We start from the raw sequence: 26,232 nt of genomic DNA, 5'->3' as shown, positions 1-26,232 counted from the left end.
CAGTGTTCTTTGGAGAGACAATCCGGCCATCACAGGTTTGAGCCGGCCGTGCCGGATTTGTCTCCATGTCTGATCGTTCCGTATTCTTCGTGTCGGATGGCACGGGCATCACTGCCGAGACACTGGGCAACGCCATCATGGCCCAGTTTGCTGTCAAGGCACGTCACATCCGTCGCCCCTTCATTGATACCGTCGACAAGGGGTTCCAGCTGGTTCGCGAGGTCAACGGTGTGGCTGAGCGCGAGGGCAAGCGCCCCATCGTGTTCACCACGTTTGCGAACCGCGATGTGCTGGACATTGTCCGCACCTGTCAAGGCAAGGTTTTTGACCTGATCAAGACCTTTGTGGAGCCACTGGAGGAGGAGTTTGGCCTGCCCTCCAACCACAAGGTCGGCCGATTCAGCGATGTGTCGAAGGATTCGGAATACAACAGCCGCATCGACGCCATCAACTTCGCCCTGGAGCATGACGACGGTCAGTCAGCGCGTAACCTGGAAATGGCCGATGTGGTGCTGGTGGGTGTGAGTCGATGCGGCAAGACGCCCACATCGCTGTATCTGGCCATGCAGCACGGCATCAAGGCGGCCAATGTTCCCTTGATTCCTGAAGACTTCGACCGGGGCTTCCTGCCGCCGATGCTCAAGGCGCACAAGAAAAAGTGCTTCGGTTTGACGATCGACCCGGTACGGCTTTCGCAGATCCGCAATGAGCGCCGCCCAGGCAGCCGCTATGCCAGCCTGGAAAACTGCCGTCATGAGGTATCGCAGGCCGAGGCCATGATGCGCCGTGAAGGCATTTCATGGCTCTCGTCCACCCACAAGTCGATTGAGGAGATCGCCACGACCATCCTCAATGACTTGAAGCCCGAGCGGCTGACTTACTGAGCGTAGTCGCTGACCGGCACGCAGGAACAGAACAGGTTGCGGTCGCCGTAGACGTTGTCGACGCGGCCGACCGGCGACCAGTACTTCTGCTGGCGCAACGCAGCCACCGGGTAGGCGGCAGTTTCGCGGCTATAGGGGTGTGCCCAGTCGCTCGTCATCAGGCTGGCGGCCGTGTGCGGAGCATGCTTGAGCGGGTTGTCATCCTGCGGCCATTGCCCTTGCTCGACCTGGCGAATTTCCTCGCGGATGGCGATCATCGCGTCGCAGAAGCGATCCAGTTCAAAACGGGATTCGCTCTCGGTTGGCTCGACCATCAAGGTGCCGGCAACCGGGAAGCTCAGCGTCGGAGCGTGGAAGCCATAGTCGATCAGGCGCTTGGCGACGTCTTCGGCGCTGACACCGCTGCTTTCCTTGAGCGGACGCAGATCGAGGATGCACTCGTGTGCCACGCCACCGCCCTTGACGGTTTGGCTGCCACCACTGAAGTGGATGTCGTAGTGGTCTGCCAAGCGGGCAGCCACGTAGTTGGCATTGAGGATGGCCACTTCTGTGGCGGCCTTGAGGCCCTCGGCGCCCATCATGCGGATGTACATCCAACTGATGGGCAGCACGGCGGCGTTGCCCAGCGGGGCTGCGGAAATAGCGCCCACTTGCACATCGGTGCCCAGGCTGGCCGAGCGGTGAGCGGGCAGGAAGGGGACCAGGTCTGCGGCCACGCAGACAGGGCCGACACCTGGCCCGCCACCGCCGTGGGGGATGCAGAAGGTCTTGTGCAGGTTCAGGTGGCTGACATCACCTCCGAATTGACCCGGTGCAGCCAAACCAACCAGTGCATTCATGTTGGCGCCGTCTACATAGACGCGACCGCCATGTTCGTGAACCAGCTTGCACAGTTCGGTGACGCGTGTTTCGAACACCCCGTAGGTCGATGGGTAGGTGATCATGACGGCCGCGAGGTTGGCACTGTGCTGTTCGCACTTCGCGCGCAGGTCATCCAGATCCACGTTGCCGTCGGCATCACACTTGGTGACCACCACCTTCATGCCCGCCATGTGGGCGCTGGCGGGGTTCGTGCCATGCGCCGATTCTGGAATCAGGCAGATGTCGCGATGGCCTTCGCCGCGCGATTCGTGCCACGCCTTGATGATCAGCAGGCCGGCGTATTCGCCCTGTGAGCCGGCGTTGGGTTGCAGGCTGATGCCGGCATAGCCCGTGGCTTGAGACAGCCAGGCGCACAGTTCTTCATTGAGCAGGTCGTAGCCCTTGAGTTGTTCACGCGGTGCGAAAGGATGCACGTGCGCGAACTCCGGCCAGGTGATGGGGATCATCTCGCTGGTCGCATTGAGCTTCATGGTGCAAGAGCCCAGCGGGATCATGGTGCGGTCCAGCGCCAGGTCCTTGTCAGACAGGGCGCGCAGGTAGCGCAGCATCTCGGTTTCGCTGTGGTGGCTGTTGAACACCGGGTGCGTCAGGAAGCCGCTTTCCCGGCGCAGGCCAGCTGGCACGGCGAGCGCAATGCCGTTGTCGAACGCGGCGAACGAGGGCAGGGCCTTGCCACCGGCAAAGACGGTCCACAGATCGATGATGTCGTTGCGGGTGGTGGTCTCGTCCAGCGAAACCGAAATGGTGTCGATGCTGGCGCGGCGCAGGTTCATGCCTGCCTTTTCCGCAGCGGCGATCACGGCATCCGCATCGTTGGCGAGCACCTGGATGGTGTCGAAGTAGCTGTCATGCAGCAGCTCGCGACCGAGTGACTTCAGGCCTTCGGCGAGGATGGCGGTGTAGCTGGCCACCCGCTGCGCAATGCGCTGCAGCCCTTTGGGGCCGTGGTAGACCGCGTACATGCTGGCGATGACAGCCGGCAGCACCTGGGCAGTGCAGATGTTGGATGTCGCCTTTTCGCGGCGGATGTGCTGCTCGCGGGTTTGCAGGGCGAGTCGGTAGGCCGGGTTGCCGTGGCTGTCGACGCTGACACCGACCAGGCGGCCTGGCATCGAACGCTTGAACTCGTCCTTGGTGGCCAGATAGGCCGCGTGAGGACCCCCATTGCCCATGGGCATGCCAAAGCGCTGGGTGGAGCCCAGGGCAATGTCCGCGCCCAGTTCTCCCGGTGGCGTGAGCACAGTCAGCGCCAGCAGGTCGGCGGCAACAATGGCCAGTGCACCCTTGGCGTGCAGCGCGTTGATCAGCGGGCGCAGGTCGCGGATCTGGCCATTCACGCCAGGGTATTGCAGCAGCGCGCCGAAGCACTCGGTCTTGTCGAGGTAGGTCGGCAGGGCGCTGGCGTGGACCACGTCCACCGTGATGTCCAGTGGACGAGCACGGGTCTGGATCACTTCCAGGGTCTGTGGCAGCACGTCATGGCAGACCACAAAGCGGGTGCTCTTGCTTTTACCAGCCCGGGCCGCCAGGGTCATGGCTTCCGCTGCAGCGGTAGCCTCGTCCAGCATCGAGGCGTTGGCCATGGCCAGGCCGGTCAGATCGGTCACCATGGTCTGGAAGTTCACCAGGGCTTCCATGCGCCCTTGGGAAATTTCGGCCTGGTATGGCGTGTAGGCGGTATACCAGGCTGGGTTCTCAAGGATGTTGCGCAGGATGACGCCCGGCGTGTGTGTGCCGTAATAACCTTGCCCGATGAAGTTGCGCATCAGCTTGTTTTGCGATGCGATGGCCTTGAGCTCGGCGAGTGCCTGGGATTCCGTCACGGGCGCAGGCAATTCCATTGGCGCAGGGCGACGGATGGAAGCGGGAACGATGTCTCGGATCAGGGCTTCGCGGCTGGCGGCGCCAATGGCGCTCAGCATGTGAGCCTGGTCTTCGGCACCGGGGCCGATGTGGCGTTCCTGGAATTCGGCGGCGTTCTCGAGTTGGGCGAGCGTGGGCAAGGTGATGTTCGGCATGGTGTTCGGCGGCGGCAGGACAACAGGGGGGAGAAGGTCACCTCAAGAGGCGACCTTCTCAGGCGCGTTCGCTCAGGCGTTCTTCAGCAGATCGTCGTAAGCGGTGGCGTCCAGCAGGGCGTCGATTTCTGCCGGGTTGGCCAGCTTGACCTTGAAGAACCAGCCTGCACCGGTCGGGTCCGTGTTGGCCAGAGAGGGGTCATCGCGCAGGGCTTCGTTGACTTCCACGATGTCGCCGGTCACAGGCATGTACACGTCTGCAGCCGCCTTGACTGACTCGACCACACCAGCCACATCCTTGGGCTGGAACGAAGCGCCCACGGCGGGCAGGTCGACGAACACCACGTCACCCAAGGCGTCTTGCGCATGCTGGGTGATGCCGACGGTGGCCGTGCCATCGGCGTTGATCTGCAGCCATTCGTGATCGGGCGTGTACTTGATGGTCATGATGGACATCCTGAAAAAATGAAATTGAATTGGTTTTGCCGAACGGGCGTGAGTATCTCAGCCCTGAGCCGTGACGGCGTGGTGAATCAGCCGCGGTAGTAGCGGTTGGGCACGAAAGGCAGGGTGGTGACTGTCATGGCCACACGTTTGTCGCGCACCACAGCAAAGACTTCGGTGCCGACCGCGCTCAGCTTGCTGCTGACGTAGGCCAGGGCAATGGGTTGGCCCAGGCTGGGGCTGGGGGAGCCGCTGGTGACCACGCCGATGTCGGTACCATCGGCAGTGATCACCCGGGAGCCTTCACGAACGGGCATGCGCTCGGAGCTGATGAGGCCCACGCGTTTGCGTGACGCGCCTTGGGCCAGCTGGGTATCGATCACGCTGGCACCCGGGTAGCCGCCCGCACGGGCGCCGCCAGCGCGACGCACTTTCTGAATGGCCCAGGTGATGCTGCCCTCCACGGGGGTGGTCGTGGTGTCGATGTCGTGGCCGTAGAGGCACAGACCGGCTTCCAGGCGCAGGGTGTCGCGTGCACCCAGGCCAATGGGCTTGACTTCGGGTTGTGCCAGCAAGGCGCGGGCCAGTTGTTCAGCCTTGTCTGCCGGCACGGAGATTTCGAAGCCGTCCTCACCGGTATAGCCCGAGCGTGTGACGAAACAGTCGATGCCATCCAGCGTGACGTGGCCACCGGTCATGAAGACCAGGGTCTGCACGCCTGCATTCAGCCGGGCGAGGGCGGTGACGGCCTGTGGGCCTTGCAGCGCCAGCAGGGCCTGGTCTGGCAGAGGGCGCACGGTGCAACGCGACCCGATGTGTTGCTGCATGTGGGCGATGTCTTGCGCCTTGCAGGCAGCATTGACGACCACGAACAGATCATGGTCGCGGCGGGTCACCATCAGATCGTCAAGGATGCCGCCCTGGTCATTGGTGAACAGGGCATAGCGTTGCTTGAATTTTGGCAGATCGATGATGTCGACGGGGACGATGGATTCCAGCGCGGCATCGGCACCTTCACCCTGCAGCAGGACCTGCCCCATGTGGGACACGTCAAACAGGCCAGCGGCCGTGCGGGTGTGCTTGTGCTCGGTGATGATGCCGGAGGCATATTGCACCGGCATGTCATAGCCGCCGAAAGGCACCATCTTGGCACCGAGTTCGATGTGCAGGGCGTGCAGCGGGGTCTTGAGCAGTTCAGCAGACATGAGCAAAGCTGGCCTTGTGAGACCAGGGAGGGCAATCGTTGTGATCCACCTGCTGGAAACGGATTTCCACACAGATAGGCTGCCCTCGCTGTCCGCTTTACCTGAGAGATTGACCCATCATGCTGCCTGGCAGCATGGTGCGGGCTTGCCCCTTCGGTGGTCAGGCTGCTGTCAGTTTGACGTGACCTGACTCTCTCCAGTGAGGATCATGGTTGCAATCAACCATGTCTGCCAGTCCTTTTGCCTGAGCGTTCGGGTAGTTGCATGCACCTGACCCTGCGCCTTCGGCGGCTGCCTCAAAGGCAACTCTCTCCTAGCGAGCCGAATTGTATGTCAGGCCTGACGACCATGACCAGAAAAAACAACGCCCCGGAGGGCCGGGGCGTTGCGAGTTCTGCACGAGATACCGGGGCGTGACCGGAATCCCGTGTTCAATGAACGGTGGACAGGAACGCCATCAGGTCAGCGGACTCCTGTGGGGTCAGCTTGCCATCGAACTTCATCTTGCCACCTGGAACGACGCTCTTTGGGCCATCGATGTAGGCCGTCATCTTTTCCGGGGTCCAGGTGATGCCACTTTGCTTCATGGCCTCAGAGTAGACATAGTCGGGAACCGTGCCGGCCTTGCGTCCGATGCTGGCAAACAAGCTTGGGCCCTTCTTGTTTTTGCCCGACTTGAGGCTGTGGCACTCCGCACATTGACCGTCGAAGACATCACCACCACGCTCGATGCTGGGGGCCGCGTGCGCAAACGGGCTCAACACCGTCAGCATGCTGGCCGACAGCAGTGCCATGACATGTGATTTCATGTTGTGTACTCCTTGTCCCGATCAGAATGAAGTCCAGGCAAACAGGTACAAGGTGTTCTTGTCGCTGGCCTTGAACTTCGTGCCTTCTTCGGTGTAGCTGTTGTAACCCACGTATTGGGCGCCCAAGCGCAGGTTTGCCCATGGCTCAGCCCAGGAAGACTCCTTGCCCCAGGGGGTGAAGTCGCCTTGCAGGATGTAGCCGCTGTTCTGGTTCTGGTGATCCGAGGCCGTGGCCTTGAATAGGCCCAGGGTTGCGCCATAGGTGTTGCGGTAGACGTATGAGCTGGTCAGCTTGTAGTCGTTGGTGTTGACGCCACTGACGGAGTCGTGCTCGCGGATGTAGCTGCCATTCACGGTCACGATGTGTTCACGGGTGCCCAGCAGTTGATAGCTGGCATCGACACCGATGTCCGAGAAGTTGCTGAACGTCGTGTTGCCACCGCGGTCCTTGATCTTGCCGTCGAAGCCGACCAGACCAACCGACCAGGCGCTGGTGCGCAGATCCTGCATGTAGCCCAGGCGCCAGTAGAGAGCGTTGTTGAGACGGCCGAAATCAATGGCGTCCTGCAGGGATGCAACGCCGGTCTTCGACTGCACGGTGGGGGAGAGGGTGTTGTAGAGGCCCAGCTCGCCATACACCGCGTTGTCCCAGATGGTGTAGACGTTGGCGCCGATCACGTTGCCTTCCAGTCCGCCCAGGCCGGCACGTTCGGCACCAACGGCATTGCCACCGTGGCTGGGCTGATAGGGGAAGCTCCACGGTGACAGGTTGTTGAACGGATCCTGAACACCGGGGTTGTTGTTCACCGACAGGCCCACGATGCTGTCCTTGCCCGCCAGGGTCAGCGGCACCGCGTAACGGATGTCGACCTGATCCAGTGCAGTGTGGTGGTCTGCTGGTTCGTTGGTGATCTGGATGAAGGTGCCGAGTTTGTCGGCCAGTCTGCCTGCTACAAACAAGGAAGCTTCATCGAGGGCGCTCTTGCGGCCGGCGTCAGCAGTCTTGTCCTTGTTGTTGGTGTAGGAGGCCGCGACCATGCCGGACAGTGGCACTTTGCCATCCTTGCCGTCGGTGTCGGTGTAGCCGCCCAGCTTGAACTTGATGCCATAGGGCGTCAACTGAGGTCCGAAACCACCAATGTGGCAGGCGACGCAGTCCTGTCCGGTTTGGCGGGCGTAGCTCGGAACCGCTTGGGCCGCTTGGCTGAAGGCCACGGTCACCACAGTGGCCACGACCCAGCCGATGTGGCTTTGCAGGGTTTGTTTGAGGGACATGGGGGGTCCTTTTCGGTTGGGGAAAATCAGTTCAGTCGGGGGCGACTGCCCAGCATGCTTTTCAGCACGTTGTCCTTGACAAAGAAGTGGTGCCATAGCGCCGCGGCAGCGTGGGCGCCAATGAGCCCCAGCATGGTCCAGCCGATGACGCCATGGATGGTTTCAATGGTTTCGGCCAGATCCCGGTTGCGGGCGATCAGAACGGGCAGGGGCATACCGAGGAAATCGACCTTGCCCGTTCTGGCGCAGACCAGTAAATAGCCGATCACCGGCATGGCCAGCAACATGAGGTAGAGCAGGCCATGTACGGCTGAAGATACTTTTCTGGCCATCGCACCTAACTCATGGTCGGGTGCATCGGCCATGCTTCTGAGCGGGATGCGTGCCAGTGTGATGAGCCACGCTGCCATGCCTGCGTAGCGGTGCCATTGCAGCAAGGGGGCTTGCAGATCATCGTCATCAAGAAACTCTCGACCGAGAATCAAAGCGAAGGTGGCCAGGATGACCATCACCGTGAGCCAGTGAAGTGCGCGGACGGTCTTGGGCCATGCGGTTGGCGCAACTGCCCCATAAGCGTTGGATTTCATATTCAAAAGTGTAACTTGCACATTTTGACGGAAGTGTAGCGCGTTTGTGTTTTTAGGTAACGCACAGGCGAAAAAAAACGCCGACAGCCATGGAGGCATGTCGGCGTGAATTCGAGGGTATGTCGCAGCTTATCGGCCCAGCATCTGCGGCAGCCACAGTGACAAGCCTGGCCAGTAGGTCACCAGCATCAGGAAGCCCAGCATCGTGAGCAGCCATGGCCAGACCGCCACGGTCAACTCGGTGATGCCCATCTTGGTGATGCCAGATGCCACGTAGAGGTTCAGGCCCACAGGCGGGTGGCACATGCCCACTTCCATGTTCACCACGATCAGGATGCCGAAGTGCACTGGATCGATGCCCAAGCGCATGGCCACCGGGAACAGGATGGGCGCCATGATCAGCACGATGGAAGAGGGTTCCATGAAGTTGCCGGCCACCAGCAGCAGGATATTGACCACCAGCAAGAAGGCGATGGGACCCAGGCCCATGCCAACGAGCCAGTCAGCCAGATGCTGAGGGATGTTTTCGTTGGCCAGAACGAAGCTGAACAGCACCGCGTTGGTGATGATGTACAGCAGCATCGCACTCATGTTGGCCGAGCTCAGCAGCACACGGGGTACGTCCTTCAAGCGCATGTCCTTGTAGACAAACACCGCGATGAAGAACGCATACACGGCGCTCATGGCTGCGGCTTCTGTGGGCGTGAAGATGCCGGTGTAGATGCCGCCCATCACGATGACGATCAGCAACAAACCCCAGATGGACTCACGAAGCGCCTTGGCGCGCTGGCCCCAACTCGCCTTTTCCATGCGCGGGTAGTTGAACTTCCGAGCGCGCCACCAGGCGGTGAGCCCCAGTAGGAAAGCCAGCAACAGGCCCGGGATGACACCAGCCATGAACAGCGAGCCCACCGAGGTGTTGGTCGATACGGAGTACATCACCATCACGATGGAGGGCGGGATCAGGATGCCCAGCGCACCGGATGTGGTGATGATCCCGGCGCCAAAGCGCTTGGGGAAACCAGCCTTTTCCATGGCAGGCAGCAGGATCGAGCCAATGGCCACCACGGTTGCCGGAGACGAGCCTGAAACAGCAGCAAACAGTGCACAGGCAACCACGCCAGCGAGACCGAGGCCGCCATACCAGTGACCCACCATGCTGGTCGCGAAGTTGATCATGCGTCGGGCAACGCCGCCATGGGTCAGGAAGTTGCCGGCGAGAATGAAGAACGGGATCGCCATGATCTCGAACTTCTCAATGCCTGTGAACAACTTCAGTGCGACGGATTCCACCGGCACCTGCGTGAAGCCGAAAATGAAGGTCAGAACGGTCAGGCCCAGCGAAATGGAGATGGGCATGCCCGTGAGCATGAGGGCCAACAACAGCCCGAAAATGATGATTCCACTCATGTTGAGGCTCCTCAGGTGCTGGCTTTGGCTGGTTCGTCGTCGTCCAGACCATCGACGTGGCCGTGGTCGTGGTGCGGCAGTTCACCGCCTCGGGCGAAGTTCCAGGCGACCTGCAGGAAGCGGAAGCACATCAGCGACGACCCCAGCGGAATGGCCAAGTAAATGATCCAGGTGGGCCACTCGAGGTCTGGGGTGGTCGGGCCTTCGATGAGCTCGCTGGTGTCCATGCCCATGGCATGGTGGAAGGCGAAGTCTGCCCCGTTGTGCCACACGAAGCCCGCGCCCATGGTGGCGATGGCACCAGTGAACAAGGCGCCTGCCAGCAGGCCGAACAGCACGAAGAAGCGACGCTTCCCCGGCTCAAGTCGGTTGATGAGTACGTCGACACCGACGTGGATGCCGGTGCGGACACCGTAGGCCGCCCCGAACTTGGCCATCCACACAAACAGGTAGATGGTGGCTTCTTGTGCCCAGGCCATGTCGATGCCCAGCAGCCAGTTTTGCAGCGGCGATGAGAAGCCGACTGCATAGCGGTGCACAACTGCGATGAAGGTGATGAGCGTCGCGGCGCCCATGAAGGTGGCAATCAGCCACTCTTCGAGATGATCAAGCCATTTCATGGCTGTGTCTCCTCAGTAGTTTTGAATCTGCTCAGACCATAAAAAACCCACGCCGGGGCGTGGGTCTGAGTGGTCAACCCACATCGATCACAGCTTGGTGGGATCGAAGTTGGTTTCCTTGTAGATTTCCTGGATGATGGACTCGCCAATGCGCGACGACATTTGCTTGTGCACGGGGATCAGGGCCTTCTTCAGCAAGAAACGTTCGCCGATCGTGGGTTGGTAGATCGTGGTCTTGCCTGAGGCCTTCACCTTGGCCAGTGCGTCCTGGTTGTCCTTGAAGGCGGCGTCATTGCCTACCTTGGTGGCCTCTGCCATCGCCTTGGTCAGCGCAGCGCGGATGTCAGCCGGCAGCCCATCCCAGAACTTCTTGTTCACCACGACGGCATAGCCCAGGTAACCGTGGTTGGTGACACTCAGGTACTTCTGCACTTCGTGCATCTTTTGGGTGTACAGGTTGGACGGTGGGTTTTCGGTGCCGTCGACCACGCCAGTCTGAAGGGCTTGGTAGGTCTCGGAGAAAGCCAGCACCTGAGGCAGGGCGCCCAGCGCACGCATCTGGGCATCGAGTACCTTGGAGGACTGGATGCGCATCTTCAGGCCACGGTAGTCTTCCACGGACTTGAGTGGCTTGTTGGCAGACATGACCTTGAAGCCGTTGTCCCAGTAGGCCAGCCCGGTGATGCCGCGGGTTTCGAGCTTCTTCAGCAGGCCTTGGCCAACGGGGCCCTGGGTGACCTTGTGGAGATCGTTGTAGTCATCGAAGATGAAGGGCAGATCGAAGACTTCGAATTCCTTCACGCCCAGCGGTGCAAACTTGGACAGCGAGGGGGCCAGCATCTGGACCGAGCCCAGTTGCAGGGCTTCCAGCTCTTCCTTGTCCTTGTAGAGCTGGCTGTTCGGATAGACCTCGACCTTCACGCGGCCCTTGGTCAGTTCAGCGGCGCGCTTGGCGAAAAAGTCGGCAGCCTTACCTTTTGGGGTGTCGGCAGCAACCACATGGCTGAACTTGATGACAATGGGCGATTGGGCGAACGCCGCAGGCACCAGCGCAGCGGATGCGGTCAGGGCCAGCAGGCTGCGTCGCAGAAGAGAGGTCATGGTCAGTCTCCTAGTGTTGGTATGTGTCGGATTGTTCCGACCCCTTCGTTTGACCGGAATTGTGGAGTTCCACATACGTGCACGGTGTTGATGTGCGCTGTATGTGCTGGCCCATAGACTTGATGCCTGATGACCACACCGATTGCCCCACCGCCGCGACCAGAGTTGCCCGATTCCGGTCAGAGTCGCAGCCCCTGGCACCACGCCATGCTCGTCAGCATGTGGGCGTGGCCGCTGGTGTTGTCCCTGCTGTTCGTTGGTGGGGTGATGTTCTGGCTGCGGTCTGTCGAGGTGGGCGAGCGTGAGGCGCAACGCGCGGCAATGATCACGGATGCGCTCTCACTCGAGTCTCAGTTGAGCAACCGGATCGAGGCCGAGGGCGCCCGCCTCAAGAGCCTGGCCGACATCATCGGTGCAGGCCGGGTGGATGCCCGCAGTTTTGCTGAGAACGCCCTGGTACTAGACGGTCTGAGGCGCTTCTGGGTGAGTGTCACGTGGATCGACGGCTCAGGCCGGATTGTCTCGCAGGTGCCGGATGACACCTTGCCGGCCAACTCTGCCGCACGGTCCTTGGGTGATGACGGTGGCTTGTCCGGGCATTTGTCGGCAACGGTGGCCGGCAAAGATGGCAAGCCGGCCGGTATTCTGGTGGCGCGCTATTCTGCTGTGGCCGTTTTGAGACAGAAGGTGCCGTGGTGGCTGGCGCGCAAATACGAGGTCCGCTTGGTGGACGAACTGGGGGAGGTCATCGCCTCGACCTCCGACGGTGCCAGGCAGAAGGACCTGGCTTGGTACCGTGTTGCCTTGGGGCCGTCGTTGCCGCAGGCTTTTCTGGAGCTCACTGCGCGTGAGCAGATCCAGCCCTGGTGGCGCTCGATGCCAGTTGCCCTCATGGCCGGCTTCGTAGGCCTGCTCAGCGTGGCCAGCTGGATGCTGCGGCGCCAGATGCGCGTCGTCTCACGAGCCGAAATGGGTTGGCGAACCGAGGTGGCCTGGCGGACGGCGATGGAAGACTCGCTGGCCGTGGGCATCCGCGCACGTGATCTGCAAGGCCGGCTGGTTTACGTCAACAAGACGCTGGCCGACATGGTCGGCTTCAAGCCAGAGGAGCTGGTCGGTTTGATGCCGCCCATGCCGTATTGGGTGCCCGATGACCTGGATCAGATCATGCGTCGTCACCAGAGGACGATGGCCGGGCAGGCCATCCGTGGCGGGTATGAGTCACGCTGGTTGCATCGGGACGGTCATGTGGTGGATGTCATGGTCTACGAAGCGCCGCTGGTCGATGCCGCAGGCAAGCACATTGGCTGGATGGCTTCCGTCATCGATGTCACGGAGCGCAAGCGACTGGAAGAGCGGGAGCGCAAGCAAGTCGAAGCCATGGCCCACCACGCACGGCTGACGATGCTGGGCGAAGTGGCGTCGACCCTGGCTCATGAACTCAACCAGCCGCTGAGTGTGATCATCAGCTACAACACCGGTTTGCTGAACGCCCTGCAGCGCCGGCATGAGACCGATGCCCAGTTGCTGGGTGCCCTGCAGCGCATGGGTGAACAGGCTGCGCACGCTGGCCGCATCGTCAAGCGCATTCGGGAGTTCCTCACGCGGCACGAGCCACAGCTGGAGGCCTGCGACCTCAATCCTGTGGTCGAGTCCGCCGTGGCCTTGCTCAAGCGCGATTTCGCGCGACAGCAGGTCGATTTGATCTGGGCGCTGGATCCTGGCATCCCGAAGGCCATCATTGACCCGGTCTTGATCGAGCAGGTGGTGGTCAACCTGGTTCGCAACGCCTGCGACGCCTTGTCGGGCTTCATCGGCCAACGTCGCTTGACGGTGTCGACGTCTCTGGCCATGGGTGACCGGTTCGTCAAGGTGTCCGTCACGGATAACGGGCCGGGTTTGGGCGGCAAGTGCGTCGAGGAGCTATGCGAGCCGTTCTTTTCCACCAAGGATGAAGGGATGGGGATGGGCTTGGCCATCTGCCGCTCCATCATCGAGTTGCACTATGGTGCCTTTGATGCCGAGGACATGCCTGGGGGCGGCGCCTGTTTCTCCTTCACCGTGCCCCGTGACGGCGCGGACCACGATGAGCAAGTAGAAAGGGAAGAATGAAGCTCGATGACATCCACACCGGGGTGGTGTATCTGGTTGATGACGAGGCCGTGGTACGGGAGGCATTGGCGTTCCTGTTGGGGTCTCGCGGGCTGGTGGTGCATTCGTTCGAGAGTGGGCTCGCCTTGCAGTCATTCCTGTCGCGCATGCCCAAGCCCGTAAGGGGGGTGTTCTTGCTCGATGTGCGCATGGAGCCCATGTCGGGCCTGCGCCTGCAGGAGCAACTGGTGGAGGATGGCATTCGCAACCCAGTGCTGTTCCTCAGCGGTCACGGAGATATTCCAATGGTGGTCGAAGCCCTCAAGAAAGGCGCTTTCGATTTCCTCGAAAAACCCTATAGCGACAACACCCTGGTGGACCGCATTGAGCAGGCTTTGGCTGTCGAGGCAGCCATGCACACCCAAGACACGCAGGCAGCTGAACAGTCTGCCCGTCTTGCCAGCCTCAGCGAGCGCGAGCGAGAGGTCATGGTCAGGGTGGCAGCGGGCAAGCTCAACAAGGTGATTGGCGATGAATTGCACATCGCGGTGCGCACGGTGGAAGTGCATCGGGCCCGCGTATTTTCCAAGCTCGGCGTGCGTTCTGCAGCAGAACTGGCTGGTTGGCTGAGTCGAATTAATGCCCGCTGAATGCAAGCAGGTCGACTTGCGGCTAACATTGCACCCCCCGCTGATGCGGGATGAGGATGTATTTCATGTCGCCGGAGACCCCACAGCCGTCCACCGTCGCCTACGCAGGCGACCCCGCGCCCAAGCCGACCGCCCCCGTGGTCCAGGCTGCCGAGGCGCGCCTGCCTACGCCTGATGGCACCTTTACCCTGAAAGTGTTCAAGGAAGAGGGCACTGGCAAGGAGCACCTCGCGCTGGTGATGGGTGACATGGGCGAGAACGTGCTTGTGCGCGTGCACTCCGAATGCATGACGGGTGATGTGTTCGGGTCACTGCGTTGTGACTGCGGTCCCCAATTGAATCTGGCGCTGGAGCGCATTGGCCAGGAGGGCCGTGGGGTGGTGGTGTACCTTCGTCAGGAGGGCCGGGGGATCGGTTTGCTGAACAAGATCCGGGCCTATCAGTTGCAAGACGATGAAGGGCTCGACACCGTTGAGGCCAACCACCGCCTGGGTTTCCCGGCCGATATGCGTAATTTCGATGTGGCAGCCCGCATCCTGGAGTTGTGTGGCGTGAAGTCGGTCCGGCTGATGACCAACAACCCGCGCAAGGTGACGACCCTGGAGTCGCATGGGGTCAAGGTGACAGAGCGGGTGCCGGTTCGCAGTGCCACCCAGTCTGAAAACGAGCGCTACCTGGCGACCAAAGCCAGCAAATTGGGACACCAGATCGACTGGATCTGAGCTTTTGCACGGGCGCAGATGCCCCCAGGCCCCCGCAATGAAGGTGTTTTCCCCGACAATGTCGGGCTATGACCTCATTGCCATCTTCTGCGCAGGCCGATCAGGGCGCTGCCAACTCTGTCACCCCACCCAAGATCGGGTTCGTCAGCCTGGGATGTCCCAAGGCGCTGACCGACTCGGAACTCATCCTGACCCAGTTGCGCGCGGAGGGCTATGACACCTCCAAGACCTTTGCCGGTGCGGACCTGGTCATCGTCAACACCTGTGGCTTCATTGACGATGCTGTCAAGGAAAGCCTGGACACCATTGGTGAAGCGTTGGCGGAAAACGGCAAGGTCATCGTCACCGGGTGCCTGGGTGCCAAGGCCGGGGCAGAGGGGGGCAACCTGATTCAGGAAGTTCACCCGAGGGTGCTGGCGGTCACGGGCCCCCATGCCACCCAGGAGGTGATGGATGCCGTGCACCTGCACGTACCCAAGCCGCATGATCCGTTCATGGATCTGGTGCCAGAAGCGCGCGGCGTGGCCGGCATCAAGCTCACCCCGAAACACTATGCCTATCTGAAGATCAGCGAGGGCTGTAACCACCGTTGCGCTTTCTGCATCATCCCCAGCATGCGCGGTGACCTCGTCTCACGTCCGGTGGGCGAGGTGCTCTCTGAAGCGCGGGCCTTGTTCGAGTCGGGGGTCAAGGAGCTGCTGGTTATCAGCCAGGACACCAGCGCCTACGGTGTGGACGTCAAGTACCGCACCGGTTTCTGGGACGGCAAGCCGGTCAAGACCCGCATGTATGACCTGGCCGCTCAGTTGGGTGAGATGGCCAAGGCGTATGGGGCCTGGGTGCGCTTGCACTATGTGTACCCCTATCCCCATGTGGACGAGATCGTACCGCTGATGGCTGAAGGCTTGATCCTGCCGTATCTGGACGTGCCGTTCCAGCATGCGCATCCCGATGTCCTCAAACGCATGAAGCGCCCAGCTAGCGGCGAGAAAAACCTGGACCGCCTGCTGCGTTGGCGCGAAATCTGTCCCGAAATCGTCGTTCGCAGCACCTTCATTGCCGGTTTCCCGGGTGAAACAGAAGACGAATTCCAGTATCTGCTGGATTTCATGCGTGAAGCGCAAATCGACCGCGCCGGTTGCTTCGCCTATTCGCCGATCGAAGGGGCGCCCGCCAATGCACTGCCCGGGGCCTTGCCGGATGAGGTGCGGGAAGAGCGCCGCGCCCGCTTCATGGCCGTGGCGGAAGAGGTGTCCATCACCAAGTTGCAGCGCCGTGTAGGTGCCACGATGCAGGTGCTGGTGGACAGCGCACCGGCGCTGGGCCGTCGAGGTGGGGTGGGGCGTACTTATGCCGATGCGCCCGAAATCGATGGCACCGTGCGTTTGTTGCCGCCTGAAAAGGCCAGCAAAACCCTCAAGGTCGGTGAGTTCACGCGTGCCCGCATCGTCGCCGTTGAAGGGCACGATCTGGTCGCGTTGCCAATCTGATTCACGTGCGACACCACCATAGCCAGCCATGAGCAAGACGAAGTCGGAGCCAGCGAGCGCCACCGAGCTGATTCACCATCCCTATCTGCCGCCGGGTGGGTTTGAGTCTGTTCAGCCTGGCGTGTTCAAGGCATCGACGGTGATCTTCGAGAACACCCAGGCCTTGCAGACCCGGCAGTGGAAGGACAAGAGCGGCTATACCTACGGCCTGCATGGCACGCCGACCACGTTCACACTGGAAGAGCGGCTGGCGACGCTGGAGGGCGGGCTGCAGACCTTGCTCGCGCCTTCCGGCCTGGCCGCCATTGGCCTGGTGGCGCTGTCCTTGCTGCGCACTGGTGATGAGGTCCTGATTCCGGATAACGCCTATGGCCCGAACAAGGACCTGGCGCGGGGTGAGCTAGCTCAATGGGGCATTACCCATCGCTTCTATGATCCGATGGACCCTGATGCACTGGCGGGGCTGATCACCGAGCGGACCCGGCTGTTGTGGCTTGAGGCGGCCGGCTCCGTCACGTTGGAGTTCCCCGACCTGACGCGCTTGCTGCAGGTGGCCCGTCAGCATGCTGGTCTGACCATCGCGCTCGACAACACCTGGGGTGCCGGTCTGGCCTTCAATGCGTTTGATCTGGGCGTGCCGGGGCCAGTAGACACGGCCGGTGTGGATCTGACGATCCATGCATTGACCAAGTACCCGTCGGGCGGTGGAGACATCCTCATGGGCAGCGTCGTGACACGTGATCCTGCGCTGCACCATCGACTCAAGATGACGCACATGCGGTTGGGAATCGGTGTGGGTGCGAACGATGCCGAGGGCATCCTGCGCGGGCTCTACAGCCTGCATGTTCGTTATGCCGCACACGATGCGTCTGCTCGGCAGGTGGCTCAGTGGCTGTTGACCCGTGATGAGCTGGCAGCCGTGCTGCACCCGTCGTTGCCTGGCTCCCCCGGGCACGAGGCCTGGAAGGCGCAAGCACACGCTGCGGGCGGACTGGTGTCTTTCGTGCTTGATGGGGCGCGCTGGAGCGAGGCACAGGCACACGCTTTGGTGGATGCACTCCAGCTTTTCCGCATCGGTTACTCCTGGGGCGGGCCGGTCAGCCTGGTCATGCCTTATCCCCTGAAAGGCATGCGCCAGTTCGGCCGTTTCGCCCAGCAGAAACAGGGAACGCTGGTGCGGCTGGCCATCGGGCTGGAGCGGGTGGACGATCTGATCTCTGATCTGGCTCAGGCCTTCAACAGCTTGTCACGTTGACGTCTTTCCGGACGGTTTAGACTCGCCGCATCAGTCTAAAAATACCGTGTCGGGGGGAGTTCATGAGCGTACGCGCATCATTGGCGAAGCTGTGTCCGCGTGAGCGTGTCACGGCAGGGGTGGTCGGCTCGCTGCTGGCCATGTGGATGTCTGGTGCTTTGGCGGTCACCGTCCAGCGAGCCAGCCCCCAGGGTGAAGTGGCCCAGGTGCGGCAGATCACGGTGGTGTTTTCACAAGCCGTGATGCCCTTGGGCGATTTGCGTCAGCCAGACCCCTTCACGGTGAACTGCCAGGGTGAGGTACCTCGCGGGCAAGGCCGCTGGTCAACCGACAAGGTCTGGCTGTATGACTTCGAGGAAGATCTCGGGCCCGGTGTGCGATGCAGTGTCGAACCACGCAAGGCCTGGGCTCCCAAGCTCGAAGCCGCGGGTAGCTTGCAGGCGCAGGCCTTCCGTTTCCAGACCGGCGGTCCGGCGGTTCGGCAGGTTTGGCCTTATGCCGGCAATGACATCGAAGAAGATCAGCATTTTCTGTTGATGCTCAATGGCGCCGCCAATGTGGCGAGCATCGAACGTCAGGCCTATTGCCAGGCCGAAGGTGTTGGCGAAACCTTGCCGGTCAAGGTGGTCACTGGCAGGGTGCGCGACGACCTGCTGAAAGAGCGCAGCATCAAAGGTGTACAGGCCGAGCGCAGTGTTTTGCTGAGTTGCCAGCGCCCCTTGCCGAATGGCGCGCGTGTCAAGCTGGTCTGGGGCAAAGGTATCGCCGCGAGGGCGGTCTCGCAGGTGGTCACCACCGTGGTGCAGACCTTTGACTTCAAGGTTCGCCCAGCTTTCACGGCCGAGTTCACCTGTGAGCGTGAGCGTGCACAGTCGCCCTGTCTGCCGCTGCGTCCCATGACAGTCCGTTTTTCTTCGCCCATCAGTCGCAAGGATGCGGGAAAAATCCGCCTTGCCCCTGACTCGGGGGACTCGGTCAAACCTTTCTTTGACAAGGATGATCGCAGCGAAGAGGTGACGGATGTGACCTTCATGCCGCCTTTGCCAGAGTCGACGGCCATGCGGGTGAAACTGCCAGATGGCTTGCGCGACGTGACCGGCCGCAAGTTGGACAACGAGGGCGCCTTTCCTCTGAAGGTGGGGACGTCTGCTATGCCGCCGCTGGCCAAATTCGCTGCGGCACCGTTTGGCGTCATCGAGTTGCTGGCCGAGCCTGGCCAGCCACCCATGGTGCCCATCACGGTGCGGCATGTCGAGAAGTCGCTGGGCGTCAAGGGGCTGGATGCGGCAGCGGTGCGGGCCAAGACCATTCAGCAAGATGGGGACATCCTCAAGTGGATGTCGAAAGTGCGGCGTTTCCACGAGACCAGTTTCACGGCCCGCGAGCTCGGCTATCCGGCATCGCAATGGCAGGAGTGGGTGACGCAGGAGGACGAAGACGGCACACGCCATCGATTCCAGCGCGAGCGGCTGGTTGGCAGCCGAGAGATCTCGCTGCTCAACAAGGAGTCCAGTGCCAAGACCTTGAAGGTGCCGGCGGCCGATCCGAATGACCCAAGACCGTTTGAGGTGGTGGGTATTCCGGTTGATGGACCGGGCTACCACGTGATCGAAGTCGAATCGGCCCGCCTGGGCGCAGCCTTGCTGGCCCATCCGGCGCCCATGTATGTGCGCACCGGCGTGCTGGTGACCAACATGGGCGTGCACTTCAAGCTTGGCCGGAGCAACTCGCTGGTGTGGGTGACCTCGCTGGACAAGGGCAAGCCTGTTGCTGGCGCCGATGTGACGGTCAACAACTGCCGAGGCACGAAGCTGTGGTCGGGCAAGACCAATGAACAGGGTTTGGCCCGCATTGATGCCGAGCTGGCTGTCGAGCACAGCAACTGCCTCGTGTCTGACGGGCTCTTTATCACGGCCCGCAAAGCGGTGATGGACGGCCCGTACAAGGGCCGGACTGACCTGGCATTTGTTTTCACGGATTGGCAAAAGGGCATCGAGTCGTGGCGCTTCAACCAGCCGACGGCTTCACCTTCTTATGGCGGCGAGCAAGATGACTTGCGCGCTCACACGGTGCTGGACCGCACCTTGTTCCGCGCGGGGGAAACGGTGTCGATGAAGCACCTCATCCGCAAGGAAACCATCACCAGCCTGGGCGCGTGGCCCGCTGATCAGCTGCCCGACAAGGTGCGCATCACCCATGTGGGCACGGGCACCGAATACAGCCTGCCCGTGCATTGGGATGGCGGTCGCCAAGCGCTGTCGAGCTGGACCATTCCCACCGAGGCCAAGCTGGGCTCCTACGATGTCGAGCTGGAAGGCCCCGGTGGCCGCCATGGGGGGCGTCGCAGCTACGCCAGTGGCAGTTTCCGCGTGGAAGAGTTCCGCCTGCCGCTGGTCGATGCGCGGCTGAGCCCGCCCAAGGGAGCGCAGATTGCGCCCAAGGAGTTGGCGCTGTCTGCCCAGTTGCGCTATCTGGCGGGCGGCGGCGTGGCCCAGACCCCGGTTCAGGTGACGGCGGTGGTGCGTGACCGCTTGCCCCAGTTTGCTGGCTATGACGAGTTCAGCTTTGCGCCACCTCGTGCCGTTCGTACGACTTCGAGCGAAGACGATGGTGAAGCACCACAGTCAGGTGGGGCGGATCAGGTGGTGGCTGACAAGCTGTCTGCCGTGACTGACCGTGAGGGCGCAGCCACCATCCGCGTCAAGGCACTGAGCAATTCGGATCGCCCACGCGACATGCATGCCGAGATGACTTTCACGGACCCGAATGGTGAAGTGCAGACGGTATCGACCCGGGTGCCCCTGTGGCCCAGTGCCGTGGTGCTCGGTATCAACAGCACCCGCTGGGCGGGCACGGGTGGCAGCAATCAGGGCAAGGTGAAATTCCAGGTTCTGGCGCTGGATGTGCAAGGCAAGCCGCTGGCCTCACAAGCCGTGGAGGTACAGGCGCAACTGGCCCAGACCTTCAGCACCCGCAAACGGATCGTGGGCGGCTTCTATGCCTATGACAACCACACCGAAATCAAGGATCTCGGCAAGGTGTGCAGCGGCAAGACCGACAACCGCGGCATGCTGCTGTGCGAAACCGTGCTCGACCAGGCCGGTGAGGTCGAACTGGTGGCCAAAGCCAAGGATGGCGACGGTCGTCTGAGTCAGGCTGCCACCCAGGTCTGGGTGACACGCCAGGGCGAGTTGTGGTTCGAGCAGGACAACGATGACCGCATGGATGTGTTGCCTGAAAAGCGCAGCTATGAACCGGGTGAAACCGCTCGGCTGCAGGTGCGCATGCCGTTCCGTGAGGCGACAGTCCTGGTCTCGGTCGAGCGTGAGGGCGTGATCGATACCCGGGTGATGACACTGCGGGGCGATGACCCGGTCATTGAGTTGCCCATCCCGCGTGCGACCAAGGGGCCGGATGGCGAAGTGCGCAGTTGGGCGCCCAATGTCTATGTCAGCGTGATGGCCCTGCGGGGGCGCATTCGCGAAGTGCCTTGGTACAGCTTCTTCACCTGGGGCTGGCGCAGCCCTGTCGAGTGGTTCAAGGCCTTTTGGTACGAAGGTCGCGAGTACCAAGCGCCTACAGCCATGGTGGACCTCTCCAAGCCCGCCTACAAGATCGGTGTGGCCGCACTGCGCATCGGCACAGCCGAGCATGCGCTGAAGGTGGAGGTGGTGCCCGACAAGTCGCAGTACGCCATCCGCCAGACGGCCCATGCGCGCGTCAAGGTGACACAGGGAGGGCAGCCTGTGCAAGGTGAGTTTGCCTTTGCCGCTGTCGACGAAGCCTTGCTTGCCTTGTCTTCGAATGGCTCCTGGGATGTGCTCGATGCCATGCTGCAACCAAGGCCGTGGGCTGTCGAGACCAGCACCGCTCAGAATGAAATCGTGGGGCGACGCCACTACGGTCGAAAAGCCATTGCCGCTGGCGGCGGCGGCGGCATGGGCTCATCCAGAGAGCTGTTTGACACCTTGCTGACCTGGAAGGGCAGCGTCCGGCTGGACGCGCGCGGAGAGGCCACAGTGGATGTGCCGCTCAACGACTCGCTGACCAGTTTCCGACTGGTGGCCGTGGCCACCTCGGGCTTGTCGCGTTTCGGAACCGGTGCGGCCACGATCCGTGTCTCACAGGACCTGCAGATGCTGCCGGGCTTGCCACCGCTCGTGCGAGAAGGCGATCGCTTTGAAGCCATCTTCACGCTGCGTAACACCACGTCCAAGCCGATGAAGGTACAGGCCATGCTCAAGGGCGTCGCCACACCGCAGACGGGCTGGGCAGGTGTCGAGCTGTCTGGCGGACCAATTGAGCTGGCCATGGCGCCGGTTTCAGTGGATGTGCCGGCCGAGGGCGCCAAGGAGATCCGTTGGCCAATTGACGTGCCTGCGGGCATCAGCAGCATCAAGTGGGAAGCCTCGGCGCAAGCTGCTGGCGCCAGTGACCGCGTCAAGGTTGACCAACAGGTTCGCCCGGCCGTGCCGGTGCGCGTCTTGCAGGCCACGCTCAGCCAGTTGGCCGGTAGCCAGACACTGCAGGTGGCCCCTCCTGCAGACGGGCTGCTCGACCGTACACCGCAGGGGCTGCGTCCGCGTGGCGGTGTTCAACTGGGCCTCCAGCCCCGTTTGACCAGTGCCTTGCCTGGCATTCGCCGCTACTTCGAGACCTATCCCTTCATCTGCCTGGAGCAAAAGACCTCGAAAGCCGTCGGCCTGCACGATGCCACGCTGTGGGACGCCGTCGCGCGCCAATTGCCCAGCTACCTGGATGCCGATGGCCTGGCTTCGTATTTCCCACCCATGGCAGGAGAGGGCGCACATGGCAGTGATTACCTCACGGCCTATGTGCTGGCGGCCACGCATGAGGCGGGTTTCGAGTTGCCGCCGCAGGCTCGCGATGCCATGCTCAGCGGCCTGACGGCCTTTGTGCAGGGGCGTATCCAGCGGTCGACCTGGTCTCCTCCTGGTCGTGCGCAGAACCTGATGCTGGATGTGCGCCGCCTGTCGGCTATCGAGGCCTTGTCGCGCTATGGCCGTGCCGAGCCACGCATGCTGGATGCCATCACGCTGGCGCCCAATACCTGGCCGACTGCGGCAGTCATCAACTGGTACAGCGTCCTGCAAAGGCTGCCCGGTGTGGCGGATCGCGACAAGCGGCTGGCCCAGGCCGATCAGATCCTGCGGTCGCGGCTTACCTTTGCCGGGACCACCATGAAGTTCTCCACCGAGGAGGATGACTTCTGGTGGTGGCTGATGGACAACCCTGATGCCAATGCCGCCCGCCTGATCCTGGCTGTGATGACCCAACCTGCCTGGCAGGAAGACCTGCCGCGCCTGGTGGTGGGTTCCTTGGGCCGTCAGCGGCATGGCGCCTGGATGACCACCAACGCCAACCTCTGGGGCTCCCTGGCTCTCGATAAATTTGCGGCCCGTTTCGAGAAGGTGCCTGTAGCGGGTGCCAGCACGGCGGTGTTGGGCAACACCCAGCGCACACTTGATTGGGGCAAGTCTGCTGATGGTGGTGTCTTGCAACTGCCTTGGCCTGTGGCCATAGCAGGGGCCAAGGTGCCGGCCATCTCCGGTTTGAGCGTCACGCACCAGGGCGCTGGCAAGCCCTGGCTGACCACACAGGTGCTGTCTGCCGTGCCACTGAAGAGCCCGCTGCGCGCAGGCTACGCTGTGACTCGCTCGGTCACCATCAAGGATGGTGAAGCCACCGTCAATGTCGGCAAGGGACCGCTGGCACGTGGCACCGTCCTGCGGGTGCGTCTGGAGGTCGACGCCCAAAGCGACATGACCTGGGTCGTGGTGAGCGATCCGGTCCCGGGTGGTGCAACCATCCTGGGCAGCGGCCTGGGTCGTGACTCGGAACTGGCCACACAAGGCGAGCGCAGTGAAGGCTACTGGCCGATCTACGTCGAGCGTGCGTTCGAGGCCTATCGCGCGTACTTCGACTATTTGCCGAAGGGGCATCACGTCATCGAGTACTCGGTGCGTCTCAACAACCCCGGGCGCTTCAACCTGCCGCCCACAAGGGTTGAAGCCATGTATGCGCCAGAGAGCTTCGCTGAAACCCCGAATGCCCTGGTCGAGGTGGCGCCCTGATGCGTTCCTGCCGCAACGGCCGGCCGCTCGCCCTTGGGCTGTCGGCGCTGCTTCTGATCGTTTCACCCGGCGCGATGGCCGTTGCCTCCTTTGCGGAGGTGAAGTCCGTCTTCCATCCGAGCGACATCGAGATCCTGGACCGTCACGGTGAGGTGGTCCAGAGCATCCGTGTAGACCAGGGCGCTCGTCGTTTGCCCTGGGTGCGGCTGGAGGACGTGTCGCCCGCCATGCGCACGGCGATCGTGTTGTCGGAAGACCAGCGTTTCTGGCAACACAGTGGGGTGGATTGGCAAGCCGTCGCGGCCAGTGCCTGGGCCAATCTGTGGAACCGCAAAACCCGTGGTGCCAGCACGGTGACCATGCAGTTGGCCGGGTTGCTCGCCGATGACCTGTCAAGGCCATCGGGCCGGCGCAGTGTGGTGCAGAAGGTCAGTCAGGCCTGGATGGCCGGCCGGCTGGAGGCCGCTTGGCGCAAGAGCGACATTCTGGAGGCCTATCTCAACCTGGTTCCCTTCCGGGGCGAACTGGTGGGCTTGCCGGCCATGACCCAAATGCTGTTTGGGAAGTATCCGGACGGGCTGGACGCCCGCGAAGCGGCGATTGCTGCAGCGTTGGTGCGGGGGCCCAATGCAGCGCAGCCGACGGTGACGAAGCGCGCGTGTCAGGTTCTGACCTTGCAGCGTATCCCCTGTGCAGGCCTTGAAGCCGTGGTGCAGACAGCGCTGACACGGCGAGGGGGCGCCCCCTTGGGCCAGCAGATCGCGCCACACTTTGCACGGCAGGTGCTCAAGCAAGTGTCTGCGAGCTTGCCCAAGGGGCAAGTGCCCCCGCCACGTGTCATGACCACGCTGGACGCCCGTTGGCAACGCCTCGCCATATCCTTGCTGCGTCAGCAGTTGAGCGAATTGAGCGGGCGTGAGGTCGAGGATGGTGCGGTGCTGGTGCTGGACAACCAGAGCGGCGACGTGCTGGCCTGGGTCGGCAGCAGTGGCGGGCTGTCTGACACGCCACATGTCGACGCCGTGCTGGCGCGCCGGCAACCTGGTTCCACGCTGAAACCCTTCGTCTATGGTCTGGCCTTCGAAAAGCGTCTGCTGACGCCGGCCAGCCTCCTGTACGATTCACCCGTTCAGTTGCCAACGGGCTCCGGCTTTTATGTGCCGCAAAACTACGACCGTCAATTCAAGGGTTGGGTCAGCGTCCGCACAGCACTGGGCAACAGCCTCAACGTGCCGGCGGTGCGGGCTGGGGCCATGTTGGGTGTGGACGCCGTGGCAGATCAGCTGAATCGCCTGGGGCTGGCCCTGCAGCAGCCAGCCGGCTTCTATGGGCCAGGGCTCGCCTTGGGCAGTGCCGAGGTCACGCTGAGGGACCTCTCCAATGCCTACCGCAGCGTGGCGAATGCCGGCTGGTGGTCGCCGGTCCGCCTGTTGCCGGGCGGGGGCAAGCAGCCGCGCAGCAAGGTCATGTCTGCGGCTGTGGCGTCTCTGTTGTCAGACATCCTGTCTGACAACACGGCGAGATCACTGACCTTTGGCCTCGACAGCGTGCTGGCCACCCGTGGGTTCGCCGCCGTCAAAACAGGCACCAGCAAGGACATGCGCGATAACTGGTGCATGGGCTACACCAGCCGCTACACGGTGGGCGTGTGGGTAGGCAACACAAGTGGCAGCCCCATGCATGACGTCAGTGGCGTGTCTGGCGCAGCGCCGCTGTGGGCCGCGCTGGTGCGTGAACTGCACCGCAGCCAGCCTTCGATTACCCCAGCCTTGCCTGCAGAGGTTGTACGCCTGCCGGTGCACTTTGAGCGCCAGGGGAATGAGCCACTGGACGCTGACCGAAGCGAGGTATTCCTGCGCGGGACGGAGATGGCCGTCTGGCGCCTGGCCCCTGGGGGCGGTGCCACAGCAGAGCGCACCATCCACTCGCCGCAAGATGGTGCCATCTTTGCCCTTGACCCCGACATGCCCGTTCATGTGCAGAAAATCGCACTGCAGAGCAATCAGAGCGGGGGGGAGTGGTGGCTGGACGGGCGCAAGCTGTCGTCCCGCCAGCGGGACTGGTGGCAGCCCTGGCCCGGCCGACACGAACTGGCGTGGCGCAAACAGGGCAGGGTGGTCGACACCATCCGCTTCGAGGTGCGAGGGGCCGGCCTGAAGGTGTCATCTCCCGCTGCAGCCAAGGCCGTGGGGCGAAAGCCTGCCGGCCGATGAGTGCGTTCAGTCCTTCGGGCCCGACGACACCTTGTGGCGCATCAGGCGGCCCTTTTCGCGCTCCCAGTCGCGTTCCTTGATGGTTTCACGCTTGTCGTGAGAGGCCTTGCCCTTGGCCAGGCCGATGTTTACCTTCACTCGGCCATCCTTGTAGTGCAGATCCAACGGCACCAGGGTGTAGCCTTTTTGCTCGGTCTTGCCAATCAGGCGGCGGATCTGCTCCTTGTGCATCAGCAGCTTCTTGATGCGATCGGCATCCGGTCGCACGTGCGTGGAGGCTGAGCGCAAGGCGTTGATGCGCAGCCCCACCATGAACAATTCCCCGTCGCGGATATGCACATAGCCATCCGTGAGTTGAACCTGGCCATCCCGGATCGCCTTGACTTCCCAGCCTTCGAGCACGATACCGGCCTCGAAACGCTCTTCGATGAAATAGTTGAAATGCGCTTTTCTGTTTTCGGCGATCGTCATGATGTGGTGA

General features: G+C 62.2%; 18 protein-coding genes and 2 riboswitches. Of the genes, 8 read left to right on the top strand and 10 right to left on the bottom strand.

Features of this window, described 5'->3' with window-relative positions:
- Positions 1-65 precede the first annotated feature (65 nt).
- Positions 66-884 (top strand): pyruvate, water dikinase regulatory protein, encoded by an 819-nt coding sequence (locus ACE3PH_RS10740; RefSeq protein WP_374318743.1) that lies wholly within the window; start codon positions 66-68, stop codon positions 882-884.
- Here ACE3PH_RS10740 and gcvP read toward each other — a convergent pair.
- The 9 genes from gcvP to ACE3PH_RS10695 form a co-directional block, all read right to left on the bottom strand.
- Positions 878-3,784, bottom strand: a complete 2,907-nt coding sequence (gene gcvP / locus ACE3PH_RS10735; protein WP_374318741.1) for an aminomethyl-transferring glycine dehydrogenase — start codon at positions 3,782-3,784, stop codon at positions 878-880. The genes ACE3PH_RS10740 and gcvP overlap by 7 nt on opposite strands.
- Positions 3,785-3,856: 72 nt before the next feature.
- Positions 3,857-4,231, bottom strand: a complete 375-nt coding sequence (gcvH, locus tag ACE3PH_RS10730) for a glycine cleavage system protein GcvH (RefSeq protein WP_374318739.1) — start codon at positions 4,229-4,231, stop codon at positions 3,857-3,859.
- 86 nt (positions 4,232-4,317) lie between these two features.
- Positions 4,318-5,433 carry a glycine cleavage system aminomethyltransferase GcvT gene (gcvT, locus tag ACE3PH_RS10725; RefSeq protein ID WP_374318737.1) on the bottom strand — a complete coding sequence of 372 codons (1,116 nt, stop codon included), beginning with the start codon at positions 5,431-5,433 and terminating at the stop codon, positions 4,318-4,320.
- Positions 5,434-5,511: 78 nt separating this feature from the next.
- A riboswitch (glycine riboswitch) is annotated at positions 5,512-5,643 on the bottom strand.
- A gap of 12 nt (positions 5,644-5,655) precedes the next feature.
- A riboswitch (glycine riboswitch) is annotated at positions 5,656-5,759 on the bottom strand.
- Between the two features lie 105 nt (positions 5,760-5,864).
- Positions 5,865-6,242 carry a cytochrome c family protein gene (locus ACE3PH_RS10720; RefSeq protein WP_374318734.1) on the bottom strand — a complete coding sequence of 126 codons (378 nt, stop codon included), beginning with the start codon at positions 6,240-6,242 and terminating at the stop codon, positions 5,865-5,867.
- Between the two features lie 21 nt (positions 6,243-6,263).
- Positions 6,264-7,517 carry a hypothetical protein gene (locus ACE3PH_RS10715; RefSeq protein ID WP_374318732.1) on the bottom strand — a complete coding sequence of 418 codons (1,254 nt, stop codon included), beginning with the start codon at positions 7,515-7,517 and terminating at the stop codon, positions 6,264-6,266.
- A 26-nt stretch (positions 7,518-7,543) separates the two neighbouring features.
- A complete protein-coding gene (locus ACE3PH_RS10710) occupies positions 7,544-8,104 on the bottom strand; it encodes a cytochrome b (protein ID WP_374318730.1) in 561 nt (186 codons plus the stop codon).
- 129 nt (positions 8,105-8,233) lie between these two features.
- Entirely contained in the window at positions 8,234-9,514 is a 1,281-nt protein-coding gene (locus ACE3PH_RS10705; protein WP_374318728.1) for a TRAP transporter large permease, read from the bottom strand.
- An 11-nt stretch (positions 9,515-9,525) separates the two neighbouring features.
- Entirely contained in the window at positions 9,526-10,134 is a 609-nt protein-coding gene (locus ACE3PH_RS10700) for a TRAP transporter small permease (RefSeq protein ID WP_374318726.1), read from the bottom strand.
- Positions 10,135-10,221: 87 nt separating this feature from the next.
- A complete protein-coding gene (locus tag ACE3PH_RS10695; RefSeq protein ID WP_374318724.1) occupies positions 10,222-11,235 on the bottom strand; it encodes a TRAP transporter substrate-binding protein in 1,014 nt (337 codons plus the stop codon).
- A 129-nt stretch (positions 11,236-11,364) separates the two neighbouring features.
- Here ACE3PH_RS10695 and ACE3PH_RS10690 point away from each other — a divergent pair, with 129 nt between their 5' ends.
- The 7 genes from ACE3PH_RS10690 (at position 11,365) to pbpC (ending at position 25,751) form a co-directional block, all read left to right on the top strand.
- Positions 11,365-13,347, top strand: coding sequence for a sensor histidine kinase (locus ACE3PH_RS10690; RefSeq protein WP_374318722.1), 1,983 nt, complete (start codon positions 11,365-11,367; stop codon positions 13,345-13,347).
- Positions 13,344-13,976 (top strand): response regulator transcription factor, encoded by a 633-nt coding sequence (locus ACE3PH_RS10685; protein WP_374318720.1) that lies wholly within the window; start codon positions 13,344-13,346, stop codon positions 13,974-13,976. Before ACE3PH_RS10690 ends, ACE3PH_RS10685 begins: the two co-directional genes overlap by 4 nt.
- A gap of 65 nt (positions 13,977-14,041) precedes the next feature.
- Positions 14,042-14,698 carry a GTP cyclohydrolase II gene (gene ribA / locus ACE3PH_RS10680; protein ID WP_374318718.1) on the top strand — a complete coding sequence of 219 codons (657 nt, stop codon included), beginning with the start codon at positions 14,042-14,044 and terminating at the stop codon, positions 14,696-14,698.
- Positions 14,699-14,766: 68 nt separating this feature from the next.
- On the top strand, positions 14,767-16,188 hold the full coding sequence (rimO, locus tag ACE3PH_RS10675; RefSeq protein WP_374318716.1) for a 30S ribosomal protein S12 methylthiotransferase RimO: 1,422 nt from the start codon (positions 14,767-14,769) through the stop codon (positions 16,186-16,188).
- A gap of 28 nt (positions 16,189-16,216) precedes the next feature.
- Complete coding sequence (locus ACE3PH_RS10670) at positions 16,217-17,443, top strand: PLP-dependent transferase (protein WP_374318713.1); 1,227 nt, start codon at positions 16,217-16,219, stop codon at positions 17,441-17,443.
- Between the two features lie 62 nt (positions 17,444-17,505).
- The gene (locus tag ACE3PH_RS10665) at positions 17,506-23,538 is read left to right on the top strand and encodes an alpha-2-macroglobulin (RefSeq protein ID WP_374318711.1); all 6,033 of its coding nucleotides are present in this window, start codon (positions 17,506-17,508) and stop codon (positions 23,536-23,538) included.
- Positions 23,538-25,751: a penicillin-binding protein 1C gene (gene pbpC, locus ACE3PH_RS10660; RefSeq protein WP_374318709.1), complete on the top strand. Its 2,214-nt coding sequence runs from the start codon at positions 23,538-23,540 to the stop codon at positions 25,749-25,751. The genes ACE3PH_RS10665 and pbpC overlap by 1 nt, the downstream gene beginning before the upstream one ends.
- Before the next feature lie 6 nt (positions 25,752-25,757).
- Here the strand turns inward: pbpC and smpB are convergent, their stop codons facing one another.
- Positions 25,758-26,222, bottom strand: coding sequence for an SsrA-binding protein SmpB (gene smpB / locus ACE3PH_RS10655; protein ID WP_374318707.1), 465 nt, complete (start codon positions 26,220-26,222; stop codon positions 25,758-25,760).
- Positions 26,223-26,232: the final 10 nt, after the last annotated feature.

Origin of the sequence: Aquabacterium sp. (genome assembly GCF_041909175.1) — a bacterium.
Taxonomy (GTDB): domain Bacteria; phylum Pseudomonadota; class Gammaproteobacteria; order Burkholderiales; family Burkholderiaceae_C; genus Aquabacterium.
Note: the sequence above shows the minus strand (reverse complement) of the source record. Positions and strands in the feature narration are given on the sequence as shown.